This window comes from Streptomyces sp. NBC_00989 (assembly GCF_045162655.1).
Lineage (GTDB): Bacteria > Actinomycetota > Actinomycetes > Streptomycetales > Streptomycetaceae > Streptomyces.
Window position 1 is genome coordinate 2,737,841 of sequence record NZ_CP108728.1, and the last position, 24,709, is coordinate 2,762,549.

26 protein-coding genes are annotated in these 24,709 nt (G+C 70.7%); 15 read left to right on the forward strand and 11 right to left on the reverse strand.

The genetic code is table 11. From position 1 onward, the window contains the following. Nucleotides 1–156: 156 nt before the first annotated feature. Nucleotides 157–1,671: an IucA/IucC family protein gene (locus OG714_RS11835; RefSeq protein WP_406120295.1), complete on the reverse strand. Its 1,515-nt coding sequence runs from the start codon at nt 1,669–1,671 to the stop codon at nt 157–159. 151 nt (nt 1,672–1,822) lie between these two features. Here OG714_RS11835 and OG714_RS11840 point away from each other — a divergent pair, with 151 nt between their 5' ends. The 3 genes from OG714_RS11840 to OG714_RS11850 are packed head-to-tail and all read left to right on the forward strand — an operon-like array spanning nt 1,823 to nt 5,421. Then, nucleotides 1,823–3,337: an IucA/IucC family protein gene (locus tag OG714_RS11840; protein ID WP_406120296.1), complete on the forward strand. Its 1,515-nt coding sequence runs from the start codon at nt 1,823–1,825 to the stop codon at nt 3,335–3,337. Nucleotides 3,338–3,346: 9 nt separating this feature from the next. Beyond that, entirely contained in the window at nt 3,347–4,612 is a 1,266-nt protein-coding gene (locus OG714_RS11845; RefSeq protein ID WP_406120297.1) for a VWA domain-containing protein, read from the forward strand. Further along, nucleotides 4,612–5,421 (forward strand): hypothetical protein, encoded by an 810-nt coding sequence (locus OG714_RS11850; RefSeq protein ID WP_406120298.1) that lies wholly within the window; start codon nt 4,612–4,614, stop codon nt 5,419–5,421. Before OG714_RS11845 ends, OG714_RS11850 begins: the two co-directional genes overlap by 1 nt. 62 nt (nt 5,422–5,483) lie before the next feature. Here the strand turns inward: OG714_RS11850 and OG714_RS11855 are convergent, their stop codons facing one another. Further along, the gene (locus tag OG714_RS11855; protein ID WP_406120299.1) at nt 5,484–6,113 is read right to left on the reverse strand and encodes a winged helix-turn-helix transcriptional regulator; all 630 of its coding nucleotides are present in this window, start codon (nt 6,111–6,113) and stop codon (nt 5,484–5,486) included. 88 nt (nt 6,114–6,201) lie between these two features. Between OG714_RS11855 and OG714_RS11860 the strand changes: the two genes are divergently transcribed. The 5 genes from OG714_RS11860 to OG714_RS11880 all read left to right on the forward strand — a co-directional run bounded on the left by OG714_RS11860 (nt 6,202) and on the right by OG714_RS11880 (nt 9,807). Next, on the forward strand, nt 6,202–7,410 hold the full coding sequence (locus tag OG714_RS11860) for a pyridoxal phosphate-dependent aminotransferase (protein WP_317887857.1): 1,209 nt from the start codon (nt 6,202–6,204) through the stop codon (nt 7,408–7,410). A 48-nt stretch (nt 7,411–7,458) separates the two neighbouring features. After that, nucleotides 7,459–7,992, forward strand: coding sequence for an HAD domain-containing protein (locus OG714_RS11865; RefSeq protein WP_406120300.1), 534 nt, complete (start codon nt 7,459–7,461; stop codon nt 7,990–7,992). Between the two features lie 3 nt (nt 7,993–7,995). Further along, nucleotides 7,996–8,595 (forward strand): histidine phosphatase family protein, encoded by a 600-nt coding sequence (locus OG714_RS11870; RefSeq protein WP_406120301.1) that lies wholly within the window; start codon nt 7,996–7,998, stop codon nt 8,593–8,595. A gap of 60 nt (nt 8,596–8,655) precedes the next feature. Then, nucleotides 8,656–9,309 (forward strand): hypothetical protein, encoded by a 654-nt coding sequence (locus tag OG714_RS11875; protein WP_406120302.1) that lies wholly within the window; start codon nt 8,656–8,658, stop codon nt 9,307–9,309. Between the two features lie 75 nt (nt 9,310–9,384). Next, the gene (locus OG714_RS11880; protein ID WP_406120303.1) at nt 9,385–9,807 is read left to right on the forward strand and encodes an acyl-CoA thioesterase; all 423 of its coding nucleotides are present in this window, start codon (nt 9,385–9,387) and stop codon (nt 9,805–9,807) included. A 7-nt stretch (nt 9,808–9,814) separates the two neighbouring features. Here the strand turns inward: OG714_RS11880 and OG714_RS11885 are convergent, their stop codons facing one another. Further along, the gene (locus OG714_RS11885) at nt 9,815–10,204 is read right to left on the reverse strand and encodes a winged helix-turn-helix transcriptional regulator (protein WP_406120304.1); all 390 of its coding nucleotides are present in this window, start codon (nt 10,202–10,204) and stop codon (nt 9,815–9,817) included. Between the two features lie 102 nt (nt 10,205–10,306). On the opposite strand from OG714_RS11885, the gene OG714_RS11890 reads away from it, so the two are divergent. Beyond that, nucleotides 10,307–11,761 (forward strand): MFS transporter, encoded by a 1,455-nt coding sequence (locus OG714_RS11890; RefSeq protein WP_406120305.1) that lies wholly within the window; start codon nt 10,307–10,309, stop codon nt 11,759–11,761. 173 nt (nt 11,762–11,934) lie between these two features. Here OG714_RS11890 and OG714_RS11895 read toward each other — a convergent pair whose 3' ends face one another. Further along, nucleotides 11,935–12,798: an NAD(P)H-binding protein gene (locus tag OG714_RS11895; protein WP_406120307.1), complete on the reverse strand. Its 864-nt coding sequence runs from the start codon at nt 12,796–12,798 to the stop codon at nt 11,935–11,937. 87 nt (nt 12,799–12,885) lie between these two features. On the opposite strand from OG714_RS11895, the gene OG714_RS11900 reads away from it, so the two are divergent. Further along, a complete protein-coding gene (locus OG714_RS11900; protein ID WP_406120309.1) occupies nt 12,886–13,689 on the forward strand; it encodes a helix-turn-helix domain-containing protein in 804 nt (267 codons plus the stop codon). Between the two features lie 170 nt (nt 13,690–13,859). Beyond that, nucleotides 13,860–14,678, forward strand: coding sequence for a chitosanase (locus tag OG714_RS11905; protein ID WP_406120311.1), 819 nt, complete (start codon nt 13,860–13,862; stop codon nt 14,676–14,678). Here the strand turns inward: OG714_RS11905 and OG714_RS11910 are convergent. From OG714_RS11910 to OG714_RS11940, 7 genes are all read right to left on the reverse strand, one after another. Beyond that, entirely contained in the window at nt 14,663–15,985 is a 1,323-nt protein-coding gene (locus tag OG714_RS11910; protein ID WP_406131792.1) for a nucleobase:cation symporter-2 family protein, read from the reverse strand. The two genes, OG714_RS11905 and OG714_RS11910, sit on opposite strands and share 16 nt — an antisense overlap. 318 nt (nt 15,986–16,303) lie before the next feature. Further along, nucleotides 16,304–17,683 (reverse strand): 8-oxoguanine deaminase, encoded by a 1,380-nt coding sequence (locus OG714_RS11915; protein WP_406120313.1) that lies wholly within the window; start codon nt 17,681–17,683, stop codon nt 16,304–16,306. A gap of 132 nt (nt 17,684–17,815) precedes the next feature. Then, entirely contained in the window at nt 17,816–18,739 is a 924-nt protein-coding gene (gene pucL / locus OG714_RS11920) for a factor-independent urate hydroxylase (RefSeq protein WP_406120315.1), read from the reverse strand. Between the two features lie 3 nt (nt 18,740–18,742). Further along, nucleotides 18,743–19,141 carry a hydroxyisourate hydrolase gene (uraH, locus tag OG714_RS11925; protein ID WP_406120317.1) on the reverse strand — a complete coding sequence of 133 codons (399 nt, stop codon included), beginning with the start codon at nt 19,139–19,141 and terminating at the stop codon, nt 18,743–18,745. Further along, nucleotides 19,138–19,656, reverse strand: coding sequence for a 2-oxo-4-hydroxy-4-carboxy-5-ureidoimidazoline decarboxylase (gene uraD, locus OG714_RS11930; RefSeq protein WP_406120319.1), 519 nt, complete (start codon nt 19,654–19,656; stop codon nt 19,138–19,140). The genes uraH and uraD overlap by 4 nt, the downstream gene beginning before the upstream one ends. A 214-nt stretch (nt 19,657–19,870) precedes the next feature. Further along, nucleotides 19,871–20,239, reverse strand: coding sequence for a helix-turn-helix domain-containing protein (locus OG714_RS11935; RefSeq protein ID WP_406120321.1), 369 nt, complete (start codon nt 20,237–20,239; stop codon nt 19,871–19,873). Further along, the gene (locus OG714_RS11940; protein WP_406120323.1) at nt 20,236–20,487 is read right to left on the reverse strand and encodes a thiamine-binding protein; all 252 of its coding nucleotides are present in this window, start codon (nt 20,485–20,487) and stop codon (nt 20,236–20,238) included. The genes OG714_RS11935 and OG714_RS11940 overlap by 4 nt, the downstream gene beginning before the upstream one ends. A 147-nt stretch (nt 20,488–20,634) precedes the next feature. Here OG714_RS11940 and OG714_RS11945 point away from each other — a divergent pair, with 147 nt between their 5' ends. The 4 genes from OG714_RS11945 (at nt 20,635) to OG714_RS11960 (ending at nt 24,625) form a co-directional block, all read left to right on the forward strand. Continuing rightward, the gene (locus OG714_RS11945; RefSeq protein ID WP_406120325.1) at nt 20,635–21,465 is read left to right on the forward strand and encodes a TIM barrel protein; all 831 of its coding nucleotides are present in this window, start codon (nt 20,635–20,637) and stop codon (nt 21,463–21,465) included. A gap of 38 nt (nt 21,466–21,503) precedes the next feature. Further along, nucleotides 21,504–22,394, forward strand: a complete 891-nt coding sequence (locus tag OG714_RS11950) for a 2-hydroxy-3-oxopropionate reductase (protein WP_406120327.1) — start codon at nt 21,504–21,506, stop codon at nt 22,392–22,394. 115 nt (nt 22,395–22,509) lie between these two features. Then, complete coding sequence (locus OG714_RS11955) at nt 22,510–23,973, forward strand: catalase (protein WP_406120329.1); 1,464 nt, start codon at nt 22,510–22,512, stop codon at nt 23,971–23,973. Between the two features lie 403 nt (nt 23,974–24,376). After that, nucleotides 24,377–24,625 carry a hypothetical protein gene (locus OG714_RS11960; protein WP_406120331.1) on the forward strand — a complete coding sequence of 83 codons (249 nt, stop codon included), beginning with the start codon at nt 24,377–24,379 and terminating at the stop codon, nt 24,623–24,625. Nucleotides 24,626–24,709: the final 84 nt, after the last annotated feature.

Here is a 24,709-nt window from a genome sequence, read left to right on the forward strand (position 1 = left end):
TCACGGGCGAGGAGTGGTGGACGACGGCCGCTCGCCAGTCAGCTGTCCGGCGAGCGGCCGTCGTCCGAACGGACCCCGGTGCCTGTGCGGAAAAGGCTCTGCCGTGGTTTCTCGTCCTCGCCGACGGACCGGCGCCGAGTCCGTCGACGGTTCCCTTCAGCCCACCAGCGGACTCCGCACCGGCAGATACCGCGCGTCGGCACCATCGGCCCCGGTCCAGCGCAGCAGCAGGTTCGTCTTGCCGGGCAGGGTGGGCGAGGCGAGGAGTCCGGCGATCTCGGGCAGGTCGTGCCGGGCGAGTTCGGCGCGGACCACAGGCCAGGGGTCCAGCTTCGGGTGGCGTTCGGCGAGGACTCCGGCGATCTCGACAAGGTTGTTGACGACCAGGCAGTACACCAGCCGCTCCCACCCGGCGGCCCGGTCCACGTCCGTCAGCAGCTTCACGCCCTCCGCGTCCCGGTACAGCGCCTGCACGGGCGTTCCGTCCGCGTCGACGGCGACCAGCGTGTTCTGCAGATGCGCCTCGAGTACGACGCCGTGGTCGGCGAACGCTGTGAGCGCGGGCGGTACGACCTGCCGCAGATACGCCTCCCACCAGGCCCCCGGGTCGCCCGTACCGTCGAGCGGGCTGCCCTCGAACCCCTCCACCAATCCCGCGGCCAGCAACGGAGTCGTGCCGGGCAGAACGTGCTCGCGCAGGCCGTCGCGCACCAGGACGGCGAGTTCCTCGAAGGCGAAGTCGGCGGTGCGGTAGCCCCGGTCACTGAGCCAGGCCGCCGGGCCGGCCATTGCCGCGAAGGCGTCCCGGACGGCCGTGTCCGTGCGCCGGAGTTTCAGCAGGTCGTGGCGCCACAGCCGGCGTACGTCGTTGGTGATGCGCACATCGAGGCTGAACTTCAGGAACAGATCCTCCCCGCGTTCCGCGGACCCGGGGCTGTACACCGTGCGGATCGCCGCCGTCGGCCGAACCTCCGTCGCCGTCGTGCCGAGCCGGATCAGCCGCCCGTCCGCGAAGGCCTCCGCGAGGCCGGTGCCGACGAGGTCCAGCTGCCAGGGGTGCGCGGGCAGCAGCCGATATCCGGGCGGGGCCTCCCCGAAGGCGTCCAGCGCCGAGACGTCCCCCTCCTCGGCCACCGCGTCCTCGCGCAGCCCGAGCAGCACCAGCGGGAAACGGGCGTACGCCTCCGGGGCGTAGGGCAGCCAGCCCGCGACGGGGCCGCCGCCGCGGGCCTTGGGCGCGGGATGGTAGGGATGGCCGGTGATCAAGGACTGCTCGGAGCGGAGATACGGGTCGGCCGGCGCCGTCGCCAGGTCGCGGGCGGTGAGCAGCGTGGCGACCGCGTCACGGCTGTCGGTCATCTCGGCGGGCAGTTCGTGGTTGGAGACTCCGGTGTGCCGGGTCAGTTCCTCGGCCACGAGTTTCACGAGTTCGGTGTGGTCGACGCGCCGCCAGTCACCGTCCGCGTACACCTCGGGCTCGGCGGGCCGCCGCTCGCCGCGCACCCGCAGCAGCCGGCCGCTCCCCGGCAGCCGGTACACGTGTCGCTCCCCCTGGTCCGGGAGCGGCCGGGCCACCTCCCGGAGCAGACAGTTGAGCAGGGGCGCTGCCGCGTACGCGTCGGCGCGCTCCGCCACATCGTCGCCCGGGGGTGTGAAGTCGACGCGATCCATACGTTCCCTCAGTCCGTGTCCTGCGATCGCGATCAGTATGTCTCTCGTCGCACAGTGTCCCGCCGCCCCGTCTCCGCCCGCTCCGCCTCTCCCCGCCCTGTCTCCCGTCGTCACCGATCATGACGCCCCGTCCGCACCCGAGGAGTCGACCGTGGACCGTCCCCCGCATCCCGAGGCCGAGGTCGCCGAGGAACTCGCCGCCGTACGGCCCGACCTGGTGCAACGGTACGCGGCCGAACTCCCCGGTGCCCGGGCGGCGGTACTCACCCGGCTGTGGCGGGCGCTGGCCCATGAGCCGCTGCCGTGGATCGTCGGCCGGACGCCCGGCACCGTCCTACGGCTCTCCGACGGCCGGCGGCTGCGCGGCCCGCACGCGGACCCGTACGCGACCGCCGCCTACGTCACCGTCGTCCACCTCGACGACATCGCCTACGACGATCCGGCGCACCTGATGACCGACCTCGCCGTGCCGCACGGGACCGGTTTCGCGGCCGAACTCGGGCACAGTGTCGCCTCGTTGGCGCTGTCGCGGGCCAACCAGCCCGCCCATTGCGAGGATTGGCCGGCGCACGACTGGGAGTGGGAGCAGCGGATCGTCGACGGGCATCCCTTCCATCCCAACTGCCGCTCCCGGCCCGGGTTCTCGGTGGCCGAGCAGCTCGCGTACGGGCCCGAGCACCGGCCCGTGGTGGCCCTGGGGTCGGTGCCGGTGGGGGCGGGAGAGTGTCTGGTGACGGGGGTGTGGCCGGACGAACTGCGGGACGGGGGGCGGCTGTTGATCCCGGTGCACCCGTGGCAGGCGGCGCATGTGCTGAAGCGGGCGGGGGACGGCCCGGTCGGCGCGCATCCGCTGATGTCCCTGCGGACCCTCGCCCTGCCGGACGGGCCGCACGTCAAGACCGCGCTGAGCGCCCGGCTGACGTCCTCGGTGCGGGACATCTCGGTCTACTCGATCGGCCTGTCGGCGACGTTGTCGGCATTCGGGGAGACACTGGCGGCGCGCTCGGACGGTCTGTTGCACGTCACCCGCACACTGGGCGCGGCCACGGCCAACTCGCCCGATCTCGCGGCCGTGTTGCGGGAGTCGCCGCAGACGTACGCGGACACGGAAGCGGGCGAGCGGGTTCTGCCGGTGGCCGCGCTCGCGGTCACCGGCCTGCCCCGATCGCCCGCCTGGCTGGCCGAGTTCACCCGTCTCGCCCTCGTCGTCTGTCTGCGGCTGCTGGAGTCCGGCGTGGCCCTGGAGGCGCACGGTCAGAACCTGCTGGTGGTGCTGTCCCGCACGGGTGCCCCGCTGCGCCTGGTCTACCGCGATCTCGCCGACATCCGGGTCAGCCCCAAGCGCCTTGCCGAGCAGGGGATTCCGGTACCGGAGCTGAGCGGACGCATCGTCACCGACGACGAACTCACCCTGCGCCGCAAGCTGTTCGGCTCCCTGGTGGCGGGAGCACTCGCGGGTACGGCGGGTTCCGGTACGGCGCTCAGGGCGGCGCTGGCGGCCGTCGTACCGGATCTGCCGCGCACGCCGGATCTGCGCACGCTGCTCGAACAGCCGCTGCCGAGCAAGGCGTTGACGCTGATGCGGCTGTCGCCGGAGCTGCCCGGGGACCAGTGGACGGGGCTGCCGAACCCGCTCGTTTTGGAGCCCGGTCCATCTGATCAATAGGATCCGGCGATGATCACAAGACAACGGCTGGCGGCGGGGATCTGTGCCCTGCTCGCCACCCTCACGGCCGGGGTCGCCTTCCCTGCCGGAGCGGTCGCCGACGAGACGGACTCCGCGGCCTCCCCCAAGGTCGAACTCGTACTGGACGTCAGCGGTTCCATGAGCGCCAAGGACATGGACGGCGGCTCGCGCATGGCAGCGGCGAAGCAGGCGTTCAACGAGGTGCTCGACGCGACACCCGAGGAAGTGCAGCTCGGCATCCGCACGCTGGGCGCCAACTACCACGGCAACGACCGGAAGACGGGCTGCAAGGACACCGCGCAGCTGTACCCGGTGGGCACCCTGAACCGCACCGAGGCCAAGGCCGCGGTGGCGACGCTCCAGCCCACCGGCTGGACCCCGATCGGTCCCGCGCTGCTGAAGGCGGCGGACGACCTCAACGGCGGTGACGGCACCCGCCGTATCGTCCTGATCAGCGACGGCGAGGACACCTGCCAGCCGCTGGACCCGTGCGAGGTGGCCCGCGAGATCGCGGCCAAGGGCATCGACCTCACCATCGACACACTGGGTCTGGTGCCGGACGCCAAGACCCGCGACCAGCTCAGCTGCATCGCGGACGCGACCGGCGGCACGTACACCTCCGTGCAGCACAAGGAGGAACTCTCCGACCGCGTGGGCCAGTTGGTGGACCGCGCCGCCGATCCGGTGGTGACCCCGGTCGCCACCGAAGGTACGGCCCGGTGCAGCAGTGCCCCGACCCTCAAGTCCGGTCTGTACACGGACCGCGAGGAGTTCGGCAAGCAGCGCTTCTACCGCGTGGACGTCGACCCGGGGCAGGAGCTGCGTGCTTCGGTGAGCGTGGGCGCCGACCGTGAAGTGAACCCGGACTACGGGGTGTTGCTGCGGGCGGTCACCGTGCACGGCCGCGAGATCGTGCGCGGCGAGGGCACGGGCAACGGCCGAACGGACGCCGTCTCCACCGGGCTGCGCTATCCGAAGGCCGAGAGCGACGACGACGACGCGCCGGCCGAGACCGTGTGTCTCCAGGTCACCAACTCCTTCTCGGCGGCCTCCGGGGTGAAGACCACCCCCGGTCTGCCCCTCGAACTCACCGTCGACGTCGTGGACGGACCCAGCCGGGCGAGCGACGTGGCTTCCTTCGGCCTCGGCCGCGGCTGGTGGCTGCTCGGCGCCCTCGTGCTGACCGGCTTCGTCGCGGGTCTGCTGTGGGGCTGGCTGTCACGCTGGCGTCTCGCGGTCTGGAGGACCAACTGATGCGGATCACACGTGTGTTGAGCACGGCCCTGCTGCTGGCGGGGCTGGCGGCGACGCCCGCGATGGCGGACTCCTCGCCGTCCGCGAGCCCCTCCGACAACAGTTCGGCGCCCACCCAGGCGGGCACCTCGTTCCGTACGGCGACGGAGCTCGACCAGGGTCGGACGGGCACGGCGAGCGGCTCCACGGGTGACTACCTGTACTGGTCGTTCGCCGCGGACGCCGGCCAACGCCCCACCGTCAAGGCGACGGTGAAGCTCCCGGACACGCACGCCGGCGAGACGTGGCAGCTCGACGTCTACGACGGGCTGCGGCGCCGCCAGGCCTGCCAGTACGGGGCGGCGACGCGCACCGCCGCGCAGGACGCGACCTCGCTGGACCTGGCGTGCACGCTGCGTACCGTCCGTGCCTGGTCGGAGACTTGGGCCAACGACCCGCTGCCGGGCACGTACTACGTCCGGCTGACGGTCGTGGATCTCCAGTCCTCGGACCTGGGTCTCCCGGTGAGCACCGAGGTGCGGGTGGACTCCAAGGACATCGGCGGTTCGGCGGCGGTGGACGGCTCGCTGGCGCAGCCGCTGACGCCGGGGATCGCGGTCAAGTCGGCCTCCGACGAGGACGGTTCATCGTCGGCCTCGGCCGCACTGTCCAGCATCGAGCCCGACGGCGGCTGGTCCTCCGGCTGGTGGTCCGACCGCTGGGTGTGGACCGGCGTGGGCGGCGTGCTGGCCGCGCTCGCGGGGATCGGCGGGTACGCGCTGACCCGGGGTTCGGGGCGGCCGAGGCGGGTCCCGCCGCCCGGCATGTAACTCCGTGACGGTTCATCAGAAGGCCCGCCGTCGGCGGGCCTTCTGCCGTTTCACGCCTGCCTTCAGGCCTCCCGCAGCGCCTTCGCGAGCGTGCCGTCGCCGCTCACCTCGACGCGCCCGGCACGCACCGCGTCAGGAAGGCTCAACTCCCCCTGCGCGACAGCCGTACACGTGTCGACGTCGAGCACGAGACGGGCGTCGGGCTCCCGGGGAGCGGGCCCTTCCCCGTAAACCGCCCCGTCCGCCTCCACCCCGGCATACACATGGAACTCCCCTTCCTCCAGCCGGACTTCGACCAGCCCCTCACCTTCCAGCGCGCGCAGCAGCGGCAGCGCGAACCAGTGGGCGCGTACCGCGTCCGTCGGCCGCCGCTCCCCCAACTCCGGCGCGCCCCAGGTGCCGAGGGCCTGGAGGACGGGCAGCAACTCCCGCCCCCGGCCGGTGAGTTCGTAGACGAAGGCGGCACCCGGAGGCGGCAGCCGCCTACGGGTCGCCAACCCGTCCCGTTCCATGTCCTTCAGCCGTGAGGCGAGTACGTCCGTGCTGACACCCGGCAGATCGGCGTGCAGGTCCGTGTAGCGGCGCGGGCCGGCGAGGAGTTCGCGGACGATCAGCAGGGTCCAGCGGTCGCCGACGAGGTCGAGGGCCCGGGCCGCGGAACAGTACTGGTCGTAGCTTCGGCGAGGTGACATGCGACGCAGTCTAGACATGTTGTTGGACTTTCCAAGCTCACACTTGGTAAAACCAAGCAACACACGAACCCGATGGGGCGAGGGCGCAATGGAGTTCCGGCAGTCGAGCAAGCTCAGCGAGGTCTGTTACGAGATCCGCGGTCCGGTGATCGAGCATGCCAACGCACTGGAGGAGGCGGGCCACAGCGTCCTGCGCCTGAACACCGGCAACCCCGCGCTCTTCGGCTTCGAGGCACCCGAGGAGATCATCCAGGACATGATCCGGATGCTCCCCCAGGCCCACGGCTACACGGACTCGCGCGGCATCCTCTCGGCCCGCCGCGCGGTCGCCCAGCGCTACCAGACCCTGGGTCTCGAAGTCGACGTGGACGACGTGTTCTTGGGCAACGGCGTCTCCGAGCTGGTCTCCATGGCTGTACAGGCGCTGCTGGAGGACGGCGACGAAATCCTCATCCCCGCCCCGGACTTCCCCCTCTGGACGGCCGTGACGACCCTCTCCGGCGGCAAGGCGGTCCACTACCTCTGCGACGAACAGGCCGACTGGTACCCGGACCTGGACGACATGGCGGCGAAGATCACCGACCGCACCAAGGCCGTCGTCATCATCAACCCGAACAACCCCACCGGCGCCGTCTACCCCAAGGAGATCGTCGAGGGCATCCTCGACCTCGCCCGCCGCCACGGCCTGATGGTCTTCGCCGACGAGATCTACGACCAGATCCTCTACGACGACGCCGTGCACCACTCGGCCGCGGCCCTCGCCCCCGACCTGGTCGTCCTCACCTTCTGCGGCCTGTCGAAGACGTACCGCGTGGCGGGCTTCCGCTCGGGCTGGCTGGTGGTCACGGGCCCGAAGCAGCACGCCAAGAACTACCTGGAGGGCCTGACGATGCTGGCCTCCATGCGGCTGTGCCCCAACGCGCCCGCGCAGTACGCCATCCAGGCCGCGCTCGGCGGCCGCCAGTCCATCCGCGACCTGACGGTCCCCGGCGGGCGGCTGCACGAACAGCGCAACGTGGTGTGGGAAAAGCTGAACGAGATCCCGGGCGTCTCGTGCGTGAAGCCGAAGGGCGCCCTGTACGCGTTCCCTCGCCTCGACCCCAAGGTGCACAAGATCCACGACGACGAGAAGTTCGTCCTGGACCTGCTGCTCCGCGAGAAGATCCAGGTGGTCCAGGGCACCGGCTTCAACTGGCCGACCCCCGACCACTTCCGCATCCTCACGCTGCCGTACGCGGACGACCTGGAGGCGGCGATCGGCCGGATCGGGCGCTTCCTGGGCGGATACCGGCAGTAGCGGCCGACCGGACAGCTACGGGCGCACCGCCCTGGGTAACCCCTCCCCATGACCGACCGCCCCCTGCTGCTCCTCGACGTCGACGGCCCCCTCAACCCGTACGGCGCCCGGTTCCTGCGCCACCGCGGCTATGTCACCCGCCGGCTGTGGCCGGCGAACTGGTCGGCCCGGCAGGAGCCGGGCTCCCGGCGGCTGCGGCGCGGGCTGCGGGTGCGTCTGCACCCCGGGCACGGCGAGCTAATACGCGCGCTGCCGTACGAGCCGGCCTGGGCCACCACCTGGATGCACCAGGCCAACGAGATGATCGCGCCGGTGGTCGGGCTCCCCGGCGACCTGCCGGTGATCGAGTTCACCAATCTGTTCGCCAGGGACCCGGACGGCCTCTACTGGAAGACCCGCCAGATCGTGGCCTGGGCCGCCGGCCGCCCCTTCGTCTGGGTCGACGACCTGGTCACCGACCTGGACGTACGGCATGTCGAGGCACACCACGACGGGCCGGCTCTCCTCCTCAAGGTGGATCCGCGCAGGGGTCTACGGGAGGGCGATTTCGCGACGTTGGAGCGGTGGGCCCATAGCCTGTGAGGTATGGGCGACCTTTTCCTCGTACGGCACGGAGAGACCGAATGGTCCCGGTCGGGGCGGCACACCGGCTCGACCGATGTCCCGCTCACCGCGAAGGGGCGGGAGGAGGCGCGCGGGCTGGTGCCCCTGATCCGTTCGCACCGGGTCGGCGCCACGTTCGTCAGCCCCATGCAGCGCGCGCGGGAGACCGCCGAACTGATCGGGCTCACGGACGTCCGCATCGATGTGGATCTGCGCGAGTGGGACTACGGCGGCTACGAGGGCATCACGACCGTCGAGATCCAGCGCACCCGGCCGGACTGGTTCCTGTTCACCGACGGGGTCGCGCCCGGACCGCCCGACCACCCCGGGGAGAGCCCCGAACAGGTGGGCCAGCGCGCCGACCGCGCACTGGCCAAGGTGGACGCGGCCCTCGCCAACACCGAGGGCGTGGTCGTCCTGGTGGCCCACGGCCATTTCCTCCGCGTACTCACCGCGCGCTGGCTCGGGCTGCCGCCGTCGAAGGGCGCGTTGTTCCAGCTCGCGACCGGGACACTGGGCCGGCTGAGCACGGAGCACGGACGGCCGGTCATCGCCGCCTGGAATGTCAGACCCCCGTCGTAGCCTTCGAATGGGACGCGCCTACGACGTCCGGGTGGGCCGGCAGACGGGGAGGAGCACGCCGTGACACGACCGCCGACTGCCGCGCAACGGCGTGTCATCGACGCCGCCGATCCCGTCACCGGGCGGCTGCGGGGTACGGAGACGCAGCTCGCCGCGCTGGTGAAGCGGGGGCTGGCGTTCCGGCACCCGCGCCCGCCGCACGATCACTTCCTGACGCCGGCGGGGCACCGAATACGGGAGTCCGGACCGGAGGCCATCGAGCCCACCACCGCTGCCGAAGCCACCGCGACCTCCGAATCCACCACGACCGCCGGGGTGTTCGCCGCCCGGATCGGCGGCGAGGAGACGACGGCCGTCACCGGTCCGGCCCGCACCCGTGAGGTGCACAGCGCCTGGCAGGGGCTGCTGGAGCTGCGCCGGATGACGAATCCGGACGGTTCCGTGGAGCGGCCGTGCGGCTGGGAGCGGAGTCATCTGGTGCAGGCCGCCGCGCTCGCCCTGGAGGCCGCCGGGCACCGGCCCGCCGGTCGGGACGCGGAGGGCTACCGGGTTCGTGTGACCCCGCAGCCCGAGGCCGTCGCCGTGCGGGACCCGGACGGGGAGGCGCTGCCCGCGTGTGCGGGGACGCTGGAGCGGGCGGGCTGGCAGGTGAGCGAGCACAAGGAGCCGCGAACGGGGGCGAGTTATCTGCTTGCCTCACCGCGCCGGACGTGAACGAACCTGACCGGACCTGAAGGGCATGCCAAGATCGGTCGGTCAGATCGTCCGTCAGTGCGAGAAGGGAACGCAGTGAGCGAGCCGTTTTCCGTCCCGGTGACCGTCCGCGGATACGAGACCGACAGCCTGGGGCACCTCAATCAAAGCGTGTATCTCCAGTACGCGGAGCACGCCCGCTGGTCGGCGCTGACCGCCGCGGGGGCGGGCCAGCCCGAGTTGCTCGCCCAGGGGATCGGGCCGGTCGTCCTGGAGACCACCATCCGCTATCTGCGCGAGCTGCGCGTGGACGAGGAGGTGACGGTGAGCTGCGGCTTCGAGTGGGGCGAGGGCAAGACGTTCCGCGTGCTCCAGACGATCACCAAGGCGGACGGCACGGTCTCCGCGGAGATCGTGTCGACCGGCGGGCTGCTGGACCTCCAGAAGCGCAGACTGGTCACCCAACCGCAGGAGTTCTTCCGGAAGTTGACCACGAATCCGGGTCTGTTCGGGCTCTGAGCCGGTACTACTCCGGCAGGCGCTCGGTGTCGTAGGCCGCACGGGACTCCGCGATGTAGACACGGTTGCGCTCCGCCCAGTCCGTCAGCCGTAGCAGGGTCTCGTGCAACTCCCGGGCCACCGGGGTGAGTTCGTACTCGACCTTCGGCGGCACTGTCGGGTGGACGGTGCGGGTGACGAGTCCGTCGCGCTCCAGGTTGCGCAGGGTGAGGGTCAGCATGCGGCGGCTGATGCCCTCGATGCTGCGCTCCAACTCGGTGAAGCGGATGGGTCCGTGGGCGGCCGCGACCAGGATCTGCACGCTCCATTTGCCGGAGACCCTGTCAAGAACTTCACGGACCGGACAGGCGTGCGCGTTCACGACCTGGACGGTAACACCGGTGTTCCCTTGGGACATTGAAGTGCCTCCTTACGTCGACCTCCATGGTTCCTGACGATGTACTCCGTTACAAGTCGTGCACCTATGGTTCCTATGGATATCCACGGAGGTCAGGCCGCCATGACGGCACTCATCGAGTCCGGGTCGAAGACACCACGGACACACCCGTCGTCCCGAACGTACTCCCGCTGGGCGTCCCTGGTCGTCCTGTGCGCGGGGACGTTGATGACGATCCTGGACGGCAACATCGTCACGGTCGCCATGCCCGCGATCCAGAGCGACCTCGGTTTCTCGGGGCCGGGGCTCGCCTGGGTCGTCAACGCCTATCTGATCCCGTTCGGCGGACTGCTCCTGCTCGTCGGCCGGTTGGGCGATCTCGTGGGCCGCAAGCGGATGTTCACGGCGGGGCTCGCCGTGTTCACCGCGGCCTCCGTGCTGTGCGGGGTCGCGACGAGCCAGGGCATGCTGATCGCGGCCCGGGCGGTGCAGGGCGTCGGCGGGGCGATGGCCTCGGCGGTGGTCCTCGGCATGCTGGTCGCGCTGTTCCCCGAACCCCGTGAACAGGCCCGCGCCATCGCGGTGTTCAGCGCGGTCGGCGCCGGCGGCGGGGCACTCGGCACCTTCCTCGGCGGGGCGCTGACCCAGGCCCTGAACTGGCACTGGATCTTCCTGATCAACCTCCCGATCGGCATCGTGGCCTGGCTCGCGGCCGCCCGCGTCCTCACCCCGGAGCAGGGCGCCGGACTCGGCAGAGGCGCCGACTACCCCGGCTCCGCGCTGGTCACCGGCGCACTGATGCTCACGGTCTACGTCATCATCGGCACCGGCGACCGCCCCCTCACCGCCACTCTCCTGCTGGCGGCCCTCGCCCTGACCCTCTTCCTCGCGTTCACCGTCCGCCAGGCCCGGGCCGCACGCCCCCTGCTCCGCCTCCGCCTGTTCCGCTCCCGGCTCCTGACCGGGGCGAACGCCGTCCAGATCCTGATGATCGGCACGATGTTCGGCTTCCAGTTCATCGGCGCGCTGTACGTCCAACGGGTACTCGGCTACAGCGAGTTGCTCACCGGTACGGCCTTCCTGCCGGCGCCGGTCGCAATCGGCGTCCTGATGCTCGGCCTGTCGGCACGGACCATCGGCCGCTTCGGCGCCTACCGGGTACTGCTCGCCGGACTCGTCCTCATCATCGCCGGGATGGCCCTGCTCGGCCGCGCCCCCGCCGACGGCTCCTACCTCACGGACGTCCTCCCGCCGCTGCTCCTGCTCGCCGCCGGGTTCGCCGCCGCGATGCCCGCGCTGACCGGGCTCGCCATGTCGGGAGCACGGGAGGAGGACGCGGGACTGGCCTCCGGGCTCTTCAACACCACGCAGGTGGTGGGCGGTTCGCTGGGCCTTGCGGTCCTGTCGACCCTGGCGGCGGAACGGACCGACGGACTGCTCACCCGGGGCGCGGAGTTGATACCGGCGACTGCGGAGGGGTACCAACTCGCCTTCCGGACGGGGGCGTTGATCGCGGTGGCGGCCCTGGTGCTGGCGGCGGCGGTGCTGCGAGCGGGGAGGGAGCGGAAGCGGGGCTGACATCCCCACGGCCGTGCGCGCCATCGCCTCCGCTGGCGCCCGCGCCTCTGGCCGCCCCGCACAAACGCGCCGAACTCCCCGCCCCACGCCCGCGCTTCCGCTCACGCCGCACGCCGCCGACCCTCCCCCTCGCTCGGGCCGGCCGCGCGCTCCGCCCTTCACCTCCGCCCGGATCACCCCTCCCCGAACGCCGCCCGGTGGTCCAGGACCCACTCCCGGTAGGTCCGCGCCGGCCGGCCCAGGACCTCCCGCACCTCATCGGTGACGACCTCGTTGCCGCCCTCCCGGACGAACTTCCTGCTGATCTCGGAGGAGTCGATGAACGTGTCGCTGAAGCCCAGCCCGAGCAGATACTCGCGCGCCTCGGCCGAGGACAGGTCGCGCACCTCGACCGGGCGCCCGAGTACCCCTGCGAGGACGGCGGCCTGGTCCGGAACGCCGAGCACCTCGGGGCCGGTGAGGGTGTACGTCCGCCCCGAGTGGCCCGGGTCGAGCAGCGCGGCCACCGCCACCTCGGACACATCGCGCGGATCGATCACCCCTTGGCCGCCGGTGCCGCTCGTGTTCGGTACCGGGCTGCCCGCCCGCACGGACGCCGCCCAGCCGAGCGTGTTCGAGGCGAAGGCGGAGGGGCGCAGGATCGTCCACTCCAACCCGCTGTCCCGCACGGCCTGTTCACCGGGTACGTGCCAGGTGCCGACCGGTCCGACGGCCGGGTCGCCGGCGCCGATCCCGGAGAGTTTCACGATGCGGCGTACGCCCGCCGCCCGCGCCACCTCGACGAGACCCCGGTCGTGCTCGGCATCGTCCGGCCCGAACACCCCCACCAGGAAGGCGACTTCGACGCCGGTCAGCGCCGCCTCCACCGAGGCCCGGTCCGCGTGGTGGCCCCGCGCCGCCTCGACTCCCTCCGGGAACTGGGCCTTCGCGGGGTCCCGGGTCAGGGCGCGCACCTTCTCGCCGCGCGCCGCGAGCTGTCGTACGACTTCACTGCCGGTGGTGCCCGTGGCACCCGTAACGAGGATCATGCTCACCACAGTGGGCGGGGAGGCGGGCTCGGTTCTAGGAGATTCCGGCACGTTCGGGGGCCGTGTCCGGACCGGTGGCGCGCTTACCGTGGAGGGGTGACGAACACCCTGTCGCAGTGGGCCGTGCCCGTGCCCGACGAACTGCGCCCCTGGATCGCGCGCGTCGGCGCCCTGCGGCTCGACTCCGTGCCGAAGGAGCCGTTCGTGCATCTCCCGGACGCCGACACGAAGGTGGTCGTGCGGGTCGAGGGGAACGGCCTGCGCAGCGTCCTTGTCGTCGGGCCGCGCGTCCGCGCCACGTACCACGCGGGCAAGCCGCTGGTGTCCTGTGTGGAGGTGCGGCTGGCGCCGGGTACCACGGTGCCGCTGCTGGGCGTTCCGGCGGTCGATCTCGTCGGCCGGGCCGTGATCCTGGGTGACCTGCCCGGCCGGAAGGCCCGCCAACTCGCCGACGAACTGCGCTGGTTGGATGCCGATCCCGAAAGGACGGTGGAGCGGCTCGCGGAGGTGCTCCCCGCTCGGCTCACCGCCGTCGCGGACTCCTCGCGCACCGAACTCGTCCGGGCCGGCGTCGACGCGATGTCGATCCGTACCGGTCACCTACCGGGCCCGGTGCCCGACGTGGCCCGTGAACTCGCCGTCAGCGAACGGCAGTTGCGCAACCTGTTCGCCGAGGGGGTCGGTCTCTCCCCCAAGCACTACGCCCGTATCAACCGTGTCCGCGCCGTACTGGCGCACGCGGCCGAGATCTCCTGGGCCCAGCTCGCCGCCGTCACCGGCTACTACGACCAGTCCCACATGACGTCCGACTTCCGCGCCCTGATGGGTGTCCCGCCCCGGTCGTACTTCACGGGACGGCTACCGGCGGCCATGCCCTGCCAGTCGGTCCGGCGCGGCTGACCGCGGGTACGCCTTGCCGTGAATCGCGGCCGAGCTGTTCGCCAACCTCATGGCGTGGCCCGGGAATTCACAGTGCCCTGCCAACCCCACCCCACGGCTCTCCCAAGTTGACGCGCGAGTCTCAGCTGCCTTTCAGAGTTGTCGTGTATCGCGCCCGCCTTGGAGATGACGTGCCGTTCTTCCGAAGAAAAGCCACCCGCCGCACCCTGCTCGCAGCCTTCGGAACGGCGGCGATCGCGAGCCAGTGGCCGTCCGCGGACGCCGCGACGTCGGGTGGGGCGGGGCTCGACGCGCCCGCGAAGAAGGACATCGCGATGCGGCTGGTGTCGAGCGCGGAGAACTCCTCCCTGGACTGGGAGGCGCAGTACGCGTACATCGAGGACATCGGCGACGGCCGCGGCTACACCGGCGGGATCATCGGCTTCTGCTCCGGGACCAGCGACATGCTGTCCCTCGTCGAGCTGTACACGGAGCGGGCGCCGGGCAATGTGCTCGCCGGCTATCTGCCCGCACTGCGCGCCGTGGACGGCACCGACTCGCACGCGGGGCTGGCCCCGGGCTTCCCGGCGGCGTGGCGGAAGGCCGCGCGGACGTCCACCGCGTTCCGCAAGGCGCAGCGCGACGAGCGGGACCGCGGCTACTTCGACCCGGCCGTGGCGCGCGCCAAGAAGGACGGGGTGGGCACGCTCGGGCAGTTCGCCTACTACGACGCGATGGTGATGCACGGCCCGGGCACCGACCCCCTCTGCTTCGGCGGCATCCGCGCCCGGGCCCGCAAGCACGCGGCCACTCCCACCGAGGGCGGCGACGAGACGACGTATCTCGACGCCTTCCTCGACGCCCGTGTCCGGGCGATGAAGCAGGAGGAGGCGCACAGCGACGTGACCCGGGTCGAGACGGCCCAGCGGGTGTTCCTGAAGCAGGGCAACCTCGACCTGGACACGCCGCTCAAGTGGCGGGTGTACGGGGACAGTTACGAGATCGGCTGACGGGCGAGGGGTACGGCTCCGGTCGTACCCCCGGCCTGTGCGCGGGCCCGGCCGAGGTGGTGGAAGACCAGGTTCAGCGCCACCGCGGCCACGCAGCCCGTGGAGATGCCGGAGTCGAGGACGATCCGGACGGTCTGCGGGAAGGCGTGGTAGAAGTCCGGCGCCGTGATCGGAATGATCCCGACGGCCAGCGAGACCGCCACGATCAGGATGTTGGTGTCCTGTTCCAGGCCCGCCTTGACGAGGGTCTGGATGCCGCTCGCGGCGACCGAGCCGAACAGGACGACGCCCGCTCCGCCCAGCACCGGGCGCGGTACGACGGCGATCAGCGACGCCGCCATCGGGCACAGGCCCATCAGCACCAGGAAGCCGCCGCCGGTCGCGACCACGTACCGGCTGCGGATGCGGGTCATGGCGACCAGGCCGATGTTCTGGGCGAAGGCGCTGCACATGAAGCCGTTGAAGAGCGGGCTGAGGGCGGAGCCGAGGGTGTCGGCGCGCAGGCCGGCGGCGATGGTCCGTTCGTCCGCGGGGCGTTCGACGATCTCACCCAACGCCAGCATGTCCGCGGTGGATTCGGTCATCGAGACCACCATCACCACGCACATCGAGATGATCGCGGCGAGCTGGAACTGCGGTGCGCCGAAGTGGAAGGGGCTCGGGAAGCCGATCACGTCCGCGTCCGCGACGGGGCTGAAGTCCGCCCCGCCGAAGGGGATCGCGAGGAGCGTGCCGATCAACAGGCCGAGCAGCACGGCGATCTGCTTGACGAAGCCGCGGGTGAAGCGGCGGAGTGCCAGGACGATGACGAGTGTCGCCGCCGCCAGGCCGAGGTAGGTCCGCGAACCGTAGTCGTGCGCCGAGGGGTCGGGTCCCTGCGCCCAGCCGAAGGCGACGGGCAGCAGGGACACACCTATCAGCGTGATGACGGTGCCGGTGACGACCGGCGGGAAGAAGCGCACCGCCTTGCTGAAGAAGGGGGCGGCGAGGAAGCCGAGGAGGCCGGCGACGATCACCGCGCCGAAGATGACGGGCAGCGCGTCGGACTTGTCCTTGGTGGAGGCGACGATCGCGGTCATCGGGGCGACCCCGGCGAAGGTGACGCCGTTGACGAAGGGCAGCCGGGCGCCGATCTTCCAGATGCCGAGGGTCTGAAGGAAGGTCGCGAGGCCCGCGGTGAAGAGGCAGGCGCCGGTCAGGAAGGTGAGTTCGGTGCCGGAGAGGCCGACGGCAGCGCCGACGATCAGCGGCGGGGCGACGACTCCCGCGTACATGGCGGCCACGTGCTGGAGGCCCGTGGTGGCCATCTTGAGTGCGGGGAGTTTCTCGTCGACGGGATGGACGACGGGCTCGGCTACGGCTCGGGCCTCGGGTCGGGTGGTCACTGCGGCTCCTCCGGGCGGGTAACACGTCGGCTCTGACGTGGGTTTCAGGAGGTGGTGCGCGGTCGTGCGGGACCGGGACGGAACCCAGCAAAAGGGGTGGGTAAGGCCGTTCCGGGGCGCGCATGATCCATGCACGCCCCGGCCACGGCCACCGGTCGAGGGCCGTCCCCCTCAACCGGAGCTCTTCAACTGGTCGACCCGGCAAGGCGATTCACGCCCGCCGTGGTCGCCTCTGCCGGCTCAGCCCTGCGCGGCGATCCGCGCCAGGCGCCGGGCCTCTTCCCGCGTGGAGCGGGCGATCGCGTCCTCGTCGACGTGCAACAGCCGGTTGTCCTCGACGATCTGACGGCCGTTCACGAACGACGCGGTGACCGGGGCCGCCGCGCCGAAGACCAGCGCGGTCACCGGGTCGGCGATCGAGGCGTGCGCGAGGGTGTCCAGCTTCCACAGCACCAGGTCGGCCAGCTTGCCCGGCTCCAGGGAGCCGATCTCGCTTGCGCGGCCCAGGACTTGGGCGCCGCCGTAGGTTCCGAGGCGCAGCGCCTGGCGGGCGTTGAGGGCCGCTTCGCGGTGGGCGCCGAGGCGGTTGATGAGGAGGGCGTTGCGCAGTTCGGTGTGGAGTTCACCGGACTCGTTCGAGGCGGTGCCGTCGACGCCGAGGCCGACCGGGACGCCGGCGGCGAGCATGTCGGGGACGCGGGCGATACCGGCCGCGAGCCGGGCGTTGGACGAGGGGCAGTGGGCGACACCGGTCTTCGTCCGGGCGAAGGCCGCGATGTCGGAGTCGTTCATGTGGACGCAGTGCGCCATCCACACGTCCTCGCCGAGCCAGCCGGTGGACTCGAAGTAGTCGGTGGGGCCCATGCCGAACAGCTCCTTGCAGAACTGCTCCTCCTCGACCGTCTCCGAGCCGTGCGTGTGCAGCCGTACGCCGAGACGACGGCCCAACTCGGCGCCTTCACGCATGAGTTCGGTGGAGACGGAGAACGGCGAGCAGGGGGCGACGGCCACCTGGGTCATCGCGTCGAAGGAGGCGTCGTGGTGCTCCCGTACCGTCGCCTCGGTCGCGGCGAGGGCACCCTCCAGGGTCTCGACGGCGAAGTCCGGGGGCAGGCCGCCGTCCTTCTCGCTGCGGTCCATGGAGCCGCGGGCCAGCGTGAAGCGGACACCCATCTCGCGGGCGGCGCCGATGATGGCGCCGGAGAGGTCGCCGGAGCCCTTGGGAAAGACGTAGTGGTGGTCCAGCGCCGTGGTCACACCGCCGCGGGCCAGCATCGCGAGGGAGCCCTGCGCGGCGGCGCGGACCATCTGCTCGTCGATGCGCGCCCAGGTCGGGTACAGCGCGACGAGCCAGTTGAACAGGTTGTGGTCGGTGGCCAGACCCCGGGTGATCCACTGGTAGAAGTGGTGGTGGGTGTTGACCAGACCGGGGGTCACGAGGTGGCCCGACGCGTCGATGCGGCGTACGACGTTCCCCAGGCCCTCGGGCGCGCTGCCCGCGCCGAGCGACTCGATGCGGTTGCCGGCGACGACGACGTACCCGTTCGCGTACTCGGTGTCGTGGGCGTCGACCGTCGCGATCGAACAGTTCTCGATGACGATGCGCTGAGTTGCTGCCATGGTTCGTCCTATTCGCTCTATGGAATGGGCACGGCAGGACCCGGGGATTTGAGTACCGCGGCCCGCACGGGACGGGCGGGCCACGGGTGCCGCAGGTGAACGCCGAAAGGGCGCCGGTCCAGAAGGAGTTGCTCAGAGGTTGGTGAGATCCACCGGGATCTTCGGCTCGCAGCCGTCCCGCAGGACCGTCGCCTCGATCAGGCCGTAGGGCCGGTCGGCGGCGAAGTACACCTCGTTGTCGTTCTTCAGCCCGAACGGCTCCAGGTCCACGAGGAAATGGTGCTTGTTGGGGAGGGAGAAGCGGACCTCGTCTATCTCGCTGCGGTTGTCGATGATCCGCGAACCCATCTGGTACAGGGTCTGCTGGAGCGACAGTGAGTACGTCTCGGCGAAGGCCTGGAGCATGTGCTTCCTGACCTGCTCGTAGGACTTCTCCCAACTCGGCATCTTCTGCTCGTCGTCGGACCAGTTGAAGCGCCAGCGGGCGGAGACCTGGGTGGCCAGGATGCGGTCGTAGGCCTCGGGGAGGGTCGTGTACTTGTCCTTGACGTAGCCCCAGAACTCGGAGTTGGTCGAGTTCATCACGACGAGGTCCTTGAGGCCGGATATGACCTCCCAGTTCCCCCCGTCGTAGGTGATCTGGGTGACGCGGGTCTCCTGGCCCTTGCGGACGAAGGAGTGCTTGACCTCGTCGGCGCCGATGAACTGGGAGTTGGCGTCGGAGGTGTCGATCCGCTCCCAGGAGTACTCCTCGATGCGGATGCGCGCGGTCTTGATCGGCTCCTGGCTGGTCACGAAGTGCCGGGCGAGGTGGATGCCGAACTGCTCGGCGGACTCGATGCCGTGCTCCTTGGCGAACGCGTACACCGTGTTCTTGGTGGTGTCGGTCGGCAGCACGTTGGCGTTCGAGCCGGAGTAGTGGACCTCGTCCATGTCGCCGCTCAGCGACACGGACACGTTGAGGTCCTTGATGTGATGGGTGGCGCCGTCCCGCGTGATCTTGACGACTCGGTTCTCGGCCTTGCCGTACTGGTTCTGTCCCAGGATCGTGGGCATCTGCTAGCTCCCTCGGTATACGGAGTAGCCGAACGGGTTGAGCAGCAGCGGTACGTGGTAGTGCTCGCCGGGCTTCACGGCGAAGGTGATCGCCACCTCCGGAAAGAACACTCCGGTCGCACCGCTGTCCCGATTCGCGGGGGCGTCCTGCTGCGCATCGGCTTGCTTCTTCTCGAAATACGGCTCCACGGCGAAGTCGAGCCGTACGTGTGTGGTGCCCGCCGGCAGCGCCGGCAGGTCCTTGCACCGTCCGTCCGCGTCGGTGGCGGAACCTCCGAGCGGCTGCCACTCCCCCAACGGGCCGCTGCGGGCGGCGAGTTGGACGGCGACGCCCTCGGCGGGGCGGCCGACGCTCGTGTCCAGGACGTGTGTGGACACCGAGGCGGTGGTGCTGGTGCTCATGCTCGGGCTTCCTCTTCGACGACGCGGGCGAGCCGGATGCGGTTGATCTTGCCCAACTCGGTGCGGACGATCTCGCGTTCCCGCTCCGGCGAGTTGCCGATCCGTTCCTTGACCGCGTCGCGCATCTGCTCGCCGGTCCGGCCGGTGGCGCAGATCAGGAAGACATGACCGAACTTCTCCTGGTACGACAGGTTGAGGTCGAGCATCTCCGCCCTGAGGTCCTCGGAGGCGCCCGCCATGCCGCGCTGTTCGCGGGCGGAGGCGGGGTCGCCGGGCTTGGGGCGGCCGATCGGCGGGTGGCCGGCCATCGCCTCGGCCAGGTCGTCGGCGGTCAGCTCCGCCATCGCGGAGTCGCTCGCGGCGTACAGATCCTCGGGGCCGGCGTACGGACGGGCGGCGAGCAGCCGCCGCGCCCACGCCGTGGAGGCACACGCCTCCAGGAGTGCGGCGAACGCCGCGTGCTCCTCCAGGACGTTGAACCGGACGAGCCCCGGCGGCGTGGAAGTCGAAGTCACGGCAGCCTCCGCGGCCTTGTACTGAACGGGCTGCCCAGTAGCTAACGCCCTGCGAAACACCACGTCAACACTTTGTTGAAAATTCCGGGTAACAAAGCCGGGCAGCCGGAACACGCTGGACAGCACCGGCGGGCGAACACGCCACGGGGACCAGCACCCCGCCCCATTCACCTCACACCCGCCCAGAACACGCACCCCGACGCGCGAAGCCCGCTCAGGCGTCCCGCTCGCGGTTCAGGTAGTTGTACACGGTGAACCGGCTGACCCCGAGGGCACTCGCCACGGTCTCCACCCCGTGCCGTACCGAGAAGGCGCCGCGCGCCTCCAGTATCCGTACGACCTCCTGCTTGGCCTTGCGGTCGAGGTCGGCGAGGGGCTTGCCCTTCTTGCGTTCCATGGCGGCCAGGATGTGGTCCAGCGAGTCCGCGAGCTGCGGCAGGCGCACGGCGACCACGTCGGCGCCCTCCCAGGCGAGCACGACGTCGTCGGGGCCGGCCTCGTCGGGCGGGAGCATCTCGCCGCCCATGGCGTCGACCAGCGGCTTCACGGCCGTGATGAACGGCTCGTCCCCGATGCCGGTCACCGCTCACCCTCGCCGATCACGTTGAGCTGGAGCGAGACCCGGGTGGCGCCGGCCTCCAGGGTCCTGCGCAGCAGCGCGTCGACGGCGGTGAGCACCGCGTCGGTACCGCCCTCGACCGTGTTGCCGAACGGCCCGACGTCCACGGCGTCCAGCTCCGCAGCCTCGATGACCTCCCGGGCCACCAGCGCATGCGCCGGCGCCTCGTCGAGGTCGAAGGGCTCTGTCGTGAACTCCACTCGCAATCGCACGGGCACAACCTAACGCGCGGTGCCGTTTTCCGCCGGAGCCTCTTGACAAGCTCCGACACACGGCGGCAATCTTCCATTAAGCAGAAACCATATTCCGCGATACGGAATAGCAAGACGGCGCCTGACACGGAAGGGAGCGCGACCCCGATGGGATTCGCAGACCAGCGCTTCAACGTCAACCTGTCGATCCTCTTCACCGAACTCCCGCTCCTGGAGCGCCCCGCGGCCGCCGCCGCGGCCGGCTTCGGCGCGGTCGAGCTGTGGTGGCCCTGGGTCGACTCCCCCACCCCCGAGCAGTCCCAACTGGACGCGCTCAAGCGGGCGTTGGAGGACGCGGACGTCCAGCTCACCGGCCTGAACTTCTACGCCGGACAGCTCCCGGGCCCGGACCGCGGCGCCCTGTCGATCCCCGGCGAGGAGTCGGAGAGGTTCCGCGCGAACATCGACGTGGCCGCCGGCTTCGCCCACTCGCTCGGCGCCACGGCCCTCAACGCGCTCTACGGCAACCGCGTCGCCGGCGTAGACCCGGCCGAGCAGGACGCGCTCGCGCTGGAGAACCTGGTCCTCGCGGCCCGCGCCGCCGACCGGATCGGCGCGGTCCTGCTGATCGAGGCCCTGAACAAGCCCGAGTCGCCGCTGTACCCGCTCGTCAGCGCCCCCGCCGCCGTGGACGTGGTCGACAAGGTCAACGCCGCGTCCGGCCTCGGCAACGCGCGCTTCCTCATGGACCTCTACCACCTGTCCATGAACGGCGAGGAACTCCCGTCGGTGATCGAGCAGTTCGCCGCGAAGACCGGCCATGTGCAGATCGCGGACAACCCGGGCCGCGGCGCCCCCGGCACCGGCACGCTCCCACTGGAAGACCTCCTCGACCAGTTGAGGAAGGCCGGTTACGACGGCTGGGTGGGCCTGGAGTACAAGCCGGGCAACCGTCCGAGCGCCGGGGCCTTCGACTGGCTCCCGCGCGAAGCGCGCTGAACTCCCCGACGCAGCAGAGCAGTTAGAGAGGCACCCGCATGAGCAAGCTCCCCAAGGTCGCCTGGATAGGCCTCGGCATCATGGGCTCCCCCATGTCCGAGAACCTGATCAAGGCGGGTTACGACGTCACCGGATTCACCCTGGAACAGGACAAGCTGGACCGCCTGACCGCCGCCGGCGGCACCGCGGCCGGCTCCATCGCCGAGGCCGTGCGGGACGCCGACGTGGTGATCACGATGGTCCCCGCGTCCCCCCAGGTCGAGGCCATCGCCTACGGCCCGGACGGCATCCTGGAGAACGCGCGCTCCGGCGCCCTGCTGATCGACATGTCGTCGATCACCCCGCAGACCTCGGTCGACCTGGCAAAGGCGGCCGCGGACAAGGGAGTTCGGGTTCTGGACGCTCCCGTGTCCGGCGGTGAGGCCGGCGCGATCGAGGCCGTGCTGTCCATCATGGTCGGCGGCGGACAGTCCGACTTCGAGGAGGCCGAGCCGATCTTCGACGCGCTCGGCAGGACGATCGTGCTGTGCGGTCCGCACGGCTCGGGTCAGACCGTGAAGGCCGCCAACCAGCTGATCGTCGCCGTGAACATCCAGGCGTGCGCCGAGGCCGTGGTCTTCCTGGAGAAGTCGGGCGTGGACCTGGCGGCCGCCCTCGACGTGCTCAACGGCGGGCTCGCCGGCTCCACCGTGCTGACGCGGAAGAAGGACAACTTCCTCAACCGCGACTTCAAGCCGGGCTTCCGGATCGACCTGCACCACAAGGACATGGGCATCGTCACGGACGCGGCCCGCAACGTGGGCGCCGCGCTGCCCGTGGGTGCCGTGGTGGCCCAGCTGGTCGCGTCGCTGCGCGCCCAGGGCGACGGCGGCCTCGACCACTCGGCGCTGCTGCGTTCCGTGGAACGCCTGTCGGGCGCGCAGCTCTAGCACCCCCACAGACTCCGGGCGGCGCCGTCGCTGACAACTGTCCTGTCGCGCCCAGGCGTTGGCGCCGCCCGGAACCATGCCCACCAGTTCAACAAAATGTCGAGGAATGCTCTCCATGTCGAAGCGCGTGCTCACGACCGAGTCCGGCGCCCCGGTCGCCGACAACCAGAACTCCGCCTCCGCCGGCATCGGCGGCCCGCTCCTCCTCCAGGACCAGCATCTGCTGGAGAAGCTCGCCCGGTTCAACCGCGAGCGCATCCCGGAGCGCGTGGTGCACGCCCGCGGCTCCGGCGCCTACGGCTACTTCGAGGTCACCGACGACGTCACCGGCTTCACGCACGCCGACTTCCTGAACACGGTGGGCAAGCGCACCGAGGTGTTCCTGCGCTTCTCCACGGTCGCCGACTCGCTCGGCGGCGCGGACGCGGTGCGCGACCCGCGCGGCTTCGCGGTCAAGTTCTATACGGAGCAGGGCAATTACGACCTCGTCGGAAACAACACCCCGGTGTTCTTCATCAAGGACCCCGTCAAGTTCCCGGACTTCATCCACTCGCAGAAGCGCGACCCCTTCACGGGCCGTCAAGAGCCGGACAACGTATGGGACTTCTGGGCGCACAGCCCCGAGGCCACGCACCAGGTGACCTGGCTGATGGGCGACCGCGGCATCCCGGCGTCGTACCGCCACATGAACGGCTACGGCTCGCACACCTATCAGTGGACGAACGCGGAGGGCGAGGCCTTCTTCGTCAAGTACCACTTCAAGACCAACCAGGGCGTGCGCAGTCTGAGCGGTGAGCAGGCTGCGGAGATCGCGGGCAAGAACCCCAACTCCCATCAGACGGACCTGCTTCAGGCCATCGAGCGGGGTGTGAACCCGTCCTGGACGCTGCACGTCCAGGTCATGCCGGCGGCCGACGCGGCGGAGTACCGCTTCAACCCGTTCGACCTCACGAAGGTCTGGCCGCACGGCGACTACCCGCTTCAGCGAGTCGGCCGCCTGGTGTTGGACCGCAACCCGGACAACGTGTTCGCGGAGGTCGAGCAGGCCGCGTTCTCCCCGAACAACTTCGTGCCGGGCATCGGCCCCTCGCCCGACAAGATGCTCCAGGGCCGCCTGTTCGCCTACGCGGACGCGCACCGCTACCGCCTGGGCGTCAACCACACCCTGCTCGCGGTGAACGCCCCGAAGGCGACGACCGCGCAGAACTACGGCCGGGACGGCCTCATGGCGTCCAACGCCACCTCCCAGGGCCGCGCGGCGAAGAACTACGAGCCGAACTCCTACGACGGCCCGACCGAGACCGGCCGCGCCCTGTCGGCCCCCGTGGCGGTCACCGGCTACACGGGCACGCACGAGGCTCCGCGGCACACCAAGGACGACGACTTCTTCCAGGCGGGCGAGTTGTACCGTCTGATGTCGCCCGAGGAGCGGTCCCGTCTCGTCGCCAACATCGCCGGAGGGCTCGCGCAGGTCTCCCGCGACGACGTGATCGAGCGGAACCTCGCGCACTTCCACGCCGCCGACCCGGAGTACGGCCGGCGCGTGGAGGAGGCGGTCCACGCCCTGCGCGAGGACTGAACCGGGGACCGCGGAACCAGAGGAACCAACAGACGGCCCGTGTGTGCCGGACGACCCGGATGAGGGGTGGTCACCGGCACGGCGCGGGCAGGGCCAGGACCGCGGCGGTGTGCGAGCCAGTGCGGTGGTGAAGGTTCCGAGGCCTCCTTCTCGACCTGAGGGAAGGGGACCCCGGTCCCGTCGCGACCGCCGCGGTCCCAGCCGAAGGCCTCTGTGGAGGGGCTCCCCGAAGGTCTCTCCGTTGAGGCCACAGACTCCGTCCGACGGCGCGAACGTCCTGTCGCGCCCAGCCTCGCGCCGTCGGACGGCCACCACGACGAGCGCCGGATACGGACGGTCCCGTATCCGGCGCTCTTCGGCGTTTCCGGGTGCGGATCCGCCGTAGGCGCAGCAGCCTGTAGGCATGGCACACCCACCGGAACATCCGCAGATCGTGGTGCACCCCCCGGCGCTGGACGGCTCCCGCCGGGTCACCGCCGGCGCCGAGACGCTCGGTGTCGCGTCCCACCTGGACGATGTCGTCGAGATCCTGCGTCTGGCCGACCTGGACCGGATCGAGGTCGAGGAGAGCGATCTGATCGAGTGGCAGGGCGGTGGGCCGGAGGACTGGCCGGGGCTGTCGGAACACCACGCCGAGCACCACGATCAGTGAACCTCAAATAAACCTCTGAACCCCTCTCGCGAGGCTTCAACCACCCCTGAACACGGGCACATTCGTCGCACGAGGCCCGCCGGC

Bases quoted from the DNA above. Each gene is read 5' to 3' on its own strand.
- pucL (WP_406120315.1), bottom strand. From the start codon at position 18,739: ATGCCCACGATCCTGGGACAGAACCAGTACGGCAAGGCCGAGAACCGA.
- OG714_RS11860 (WP_317887857.1), top strand. From the start codon at position 6,202: ATGGAGTTCCGGCAGTCGAGCAAGCTCAGCGAGGTCTGTTACGAGATC.
- OG714_RS11865 (WP_406120300.1), top strand. From the start codon at position 7,459: ATGACCGACCGCCCCCTGCTGCTCCTCGACGTCGACGGCCCCCTCAAC.
- OG714_RS11835 (WP_406120295.1), bottom strand. From the start codon at position 1,671: ATGGATCGCGTCGACTTCACACCCCCGGGCGACGATGTGGCGGAGCGC.
- OG714_RS11850 (WP_406120298.1), top strand. From the start codon at position 4,612: ATGCGGATCACACGTGTGTTGAGCACGGCCCTGCTGCTGGCGGGGCTG.
- OG714_RS11855 (WP_406120299.1), bottom strand. From the start codon at position 6,113: ATGTCACCTCGCCGAAGCTACGACCAGTACTGTTCCGCGGCCCGGGCC.
- OG714_RS11945 (WP_406120325.1), top strand. From the start codon at position 20,635: ATGGGATTCGCAGACCAGCGCTTCAACGTCAACCTGTCGATCCTCTTC.
- OG714_RS11910 (WP_406131792.1), bottom strand. From the start codon at position 15,985: ATGGCCACCACGGGCCTCCAGCACGTGGCCGCCATGTACGCGGGAGTC.
- OG714_RS11845 (WP_406120297.1), top strand. From the start codon at position 3,347: ATGATCACAAGACAACGGCTGGCGGCGGGGATCTGTGCCCTGCTCGCC.
- OG714_RS11955 (WP_406120329.1), top strand. From the start codon at position 22,510: ATGTCGAAGCGCGTGCTCACGACCGAGTCCGGCGCCCCGGTCGCCGAC.
- OG714_RS11960 (WP_406120331.1), top strand. From the start codon at position 24,377: ATGGCACACCCACCGGAACATCCGCAGATCGTGGTGCACCCCCCGGCG.
- OG714_RS11915 (WP_406120313.1), bottom strand. From the start codon at position 17,683: ATGGCAGCAACTCAGCGCATCGTCATCGAGAACTGTTCGATCGCGACG.
- uraH (WP_406120317.1), bottom strand. From the start codon at position 19,141: ATGAGCACCAGCACCACCGCCTCGGTGTCCACACACGTCCTGGACACG.
- OG714_RS11950 (WP_406120327.1), top strand. From the start codon at position 21,504: ATGAGCAAGCTCCCCAAGGTCGCCTGGATAGGCCTCGGCATCATGGGC.
- OG714_RS11890 (WP_406120305.1), top strand. From the start codon at position 10,307: ATGACGGCACTCATCGAGTCCGGGTCGAAGACACCACGGACACACCCG.
- OG714_RS11885 (WP_406120304.1), bottom strand. From the start codon at position 10,204: ATGTCCCAAGGGAACACCGGTGTTACCGTCCAGGTCGTGAACGCGCAC.
- OG714_RS11870 (WP_406120301.1), top strand. From the start codon at position 7,996: ATGGGCGACCTTTTCCTCGTACGGCACGGAGAGACCGAATGGTCCCGG.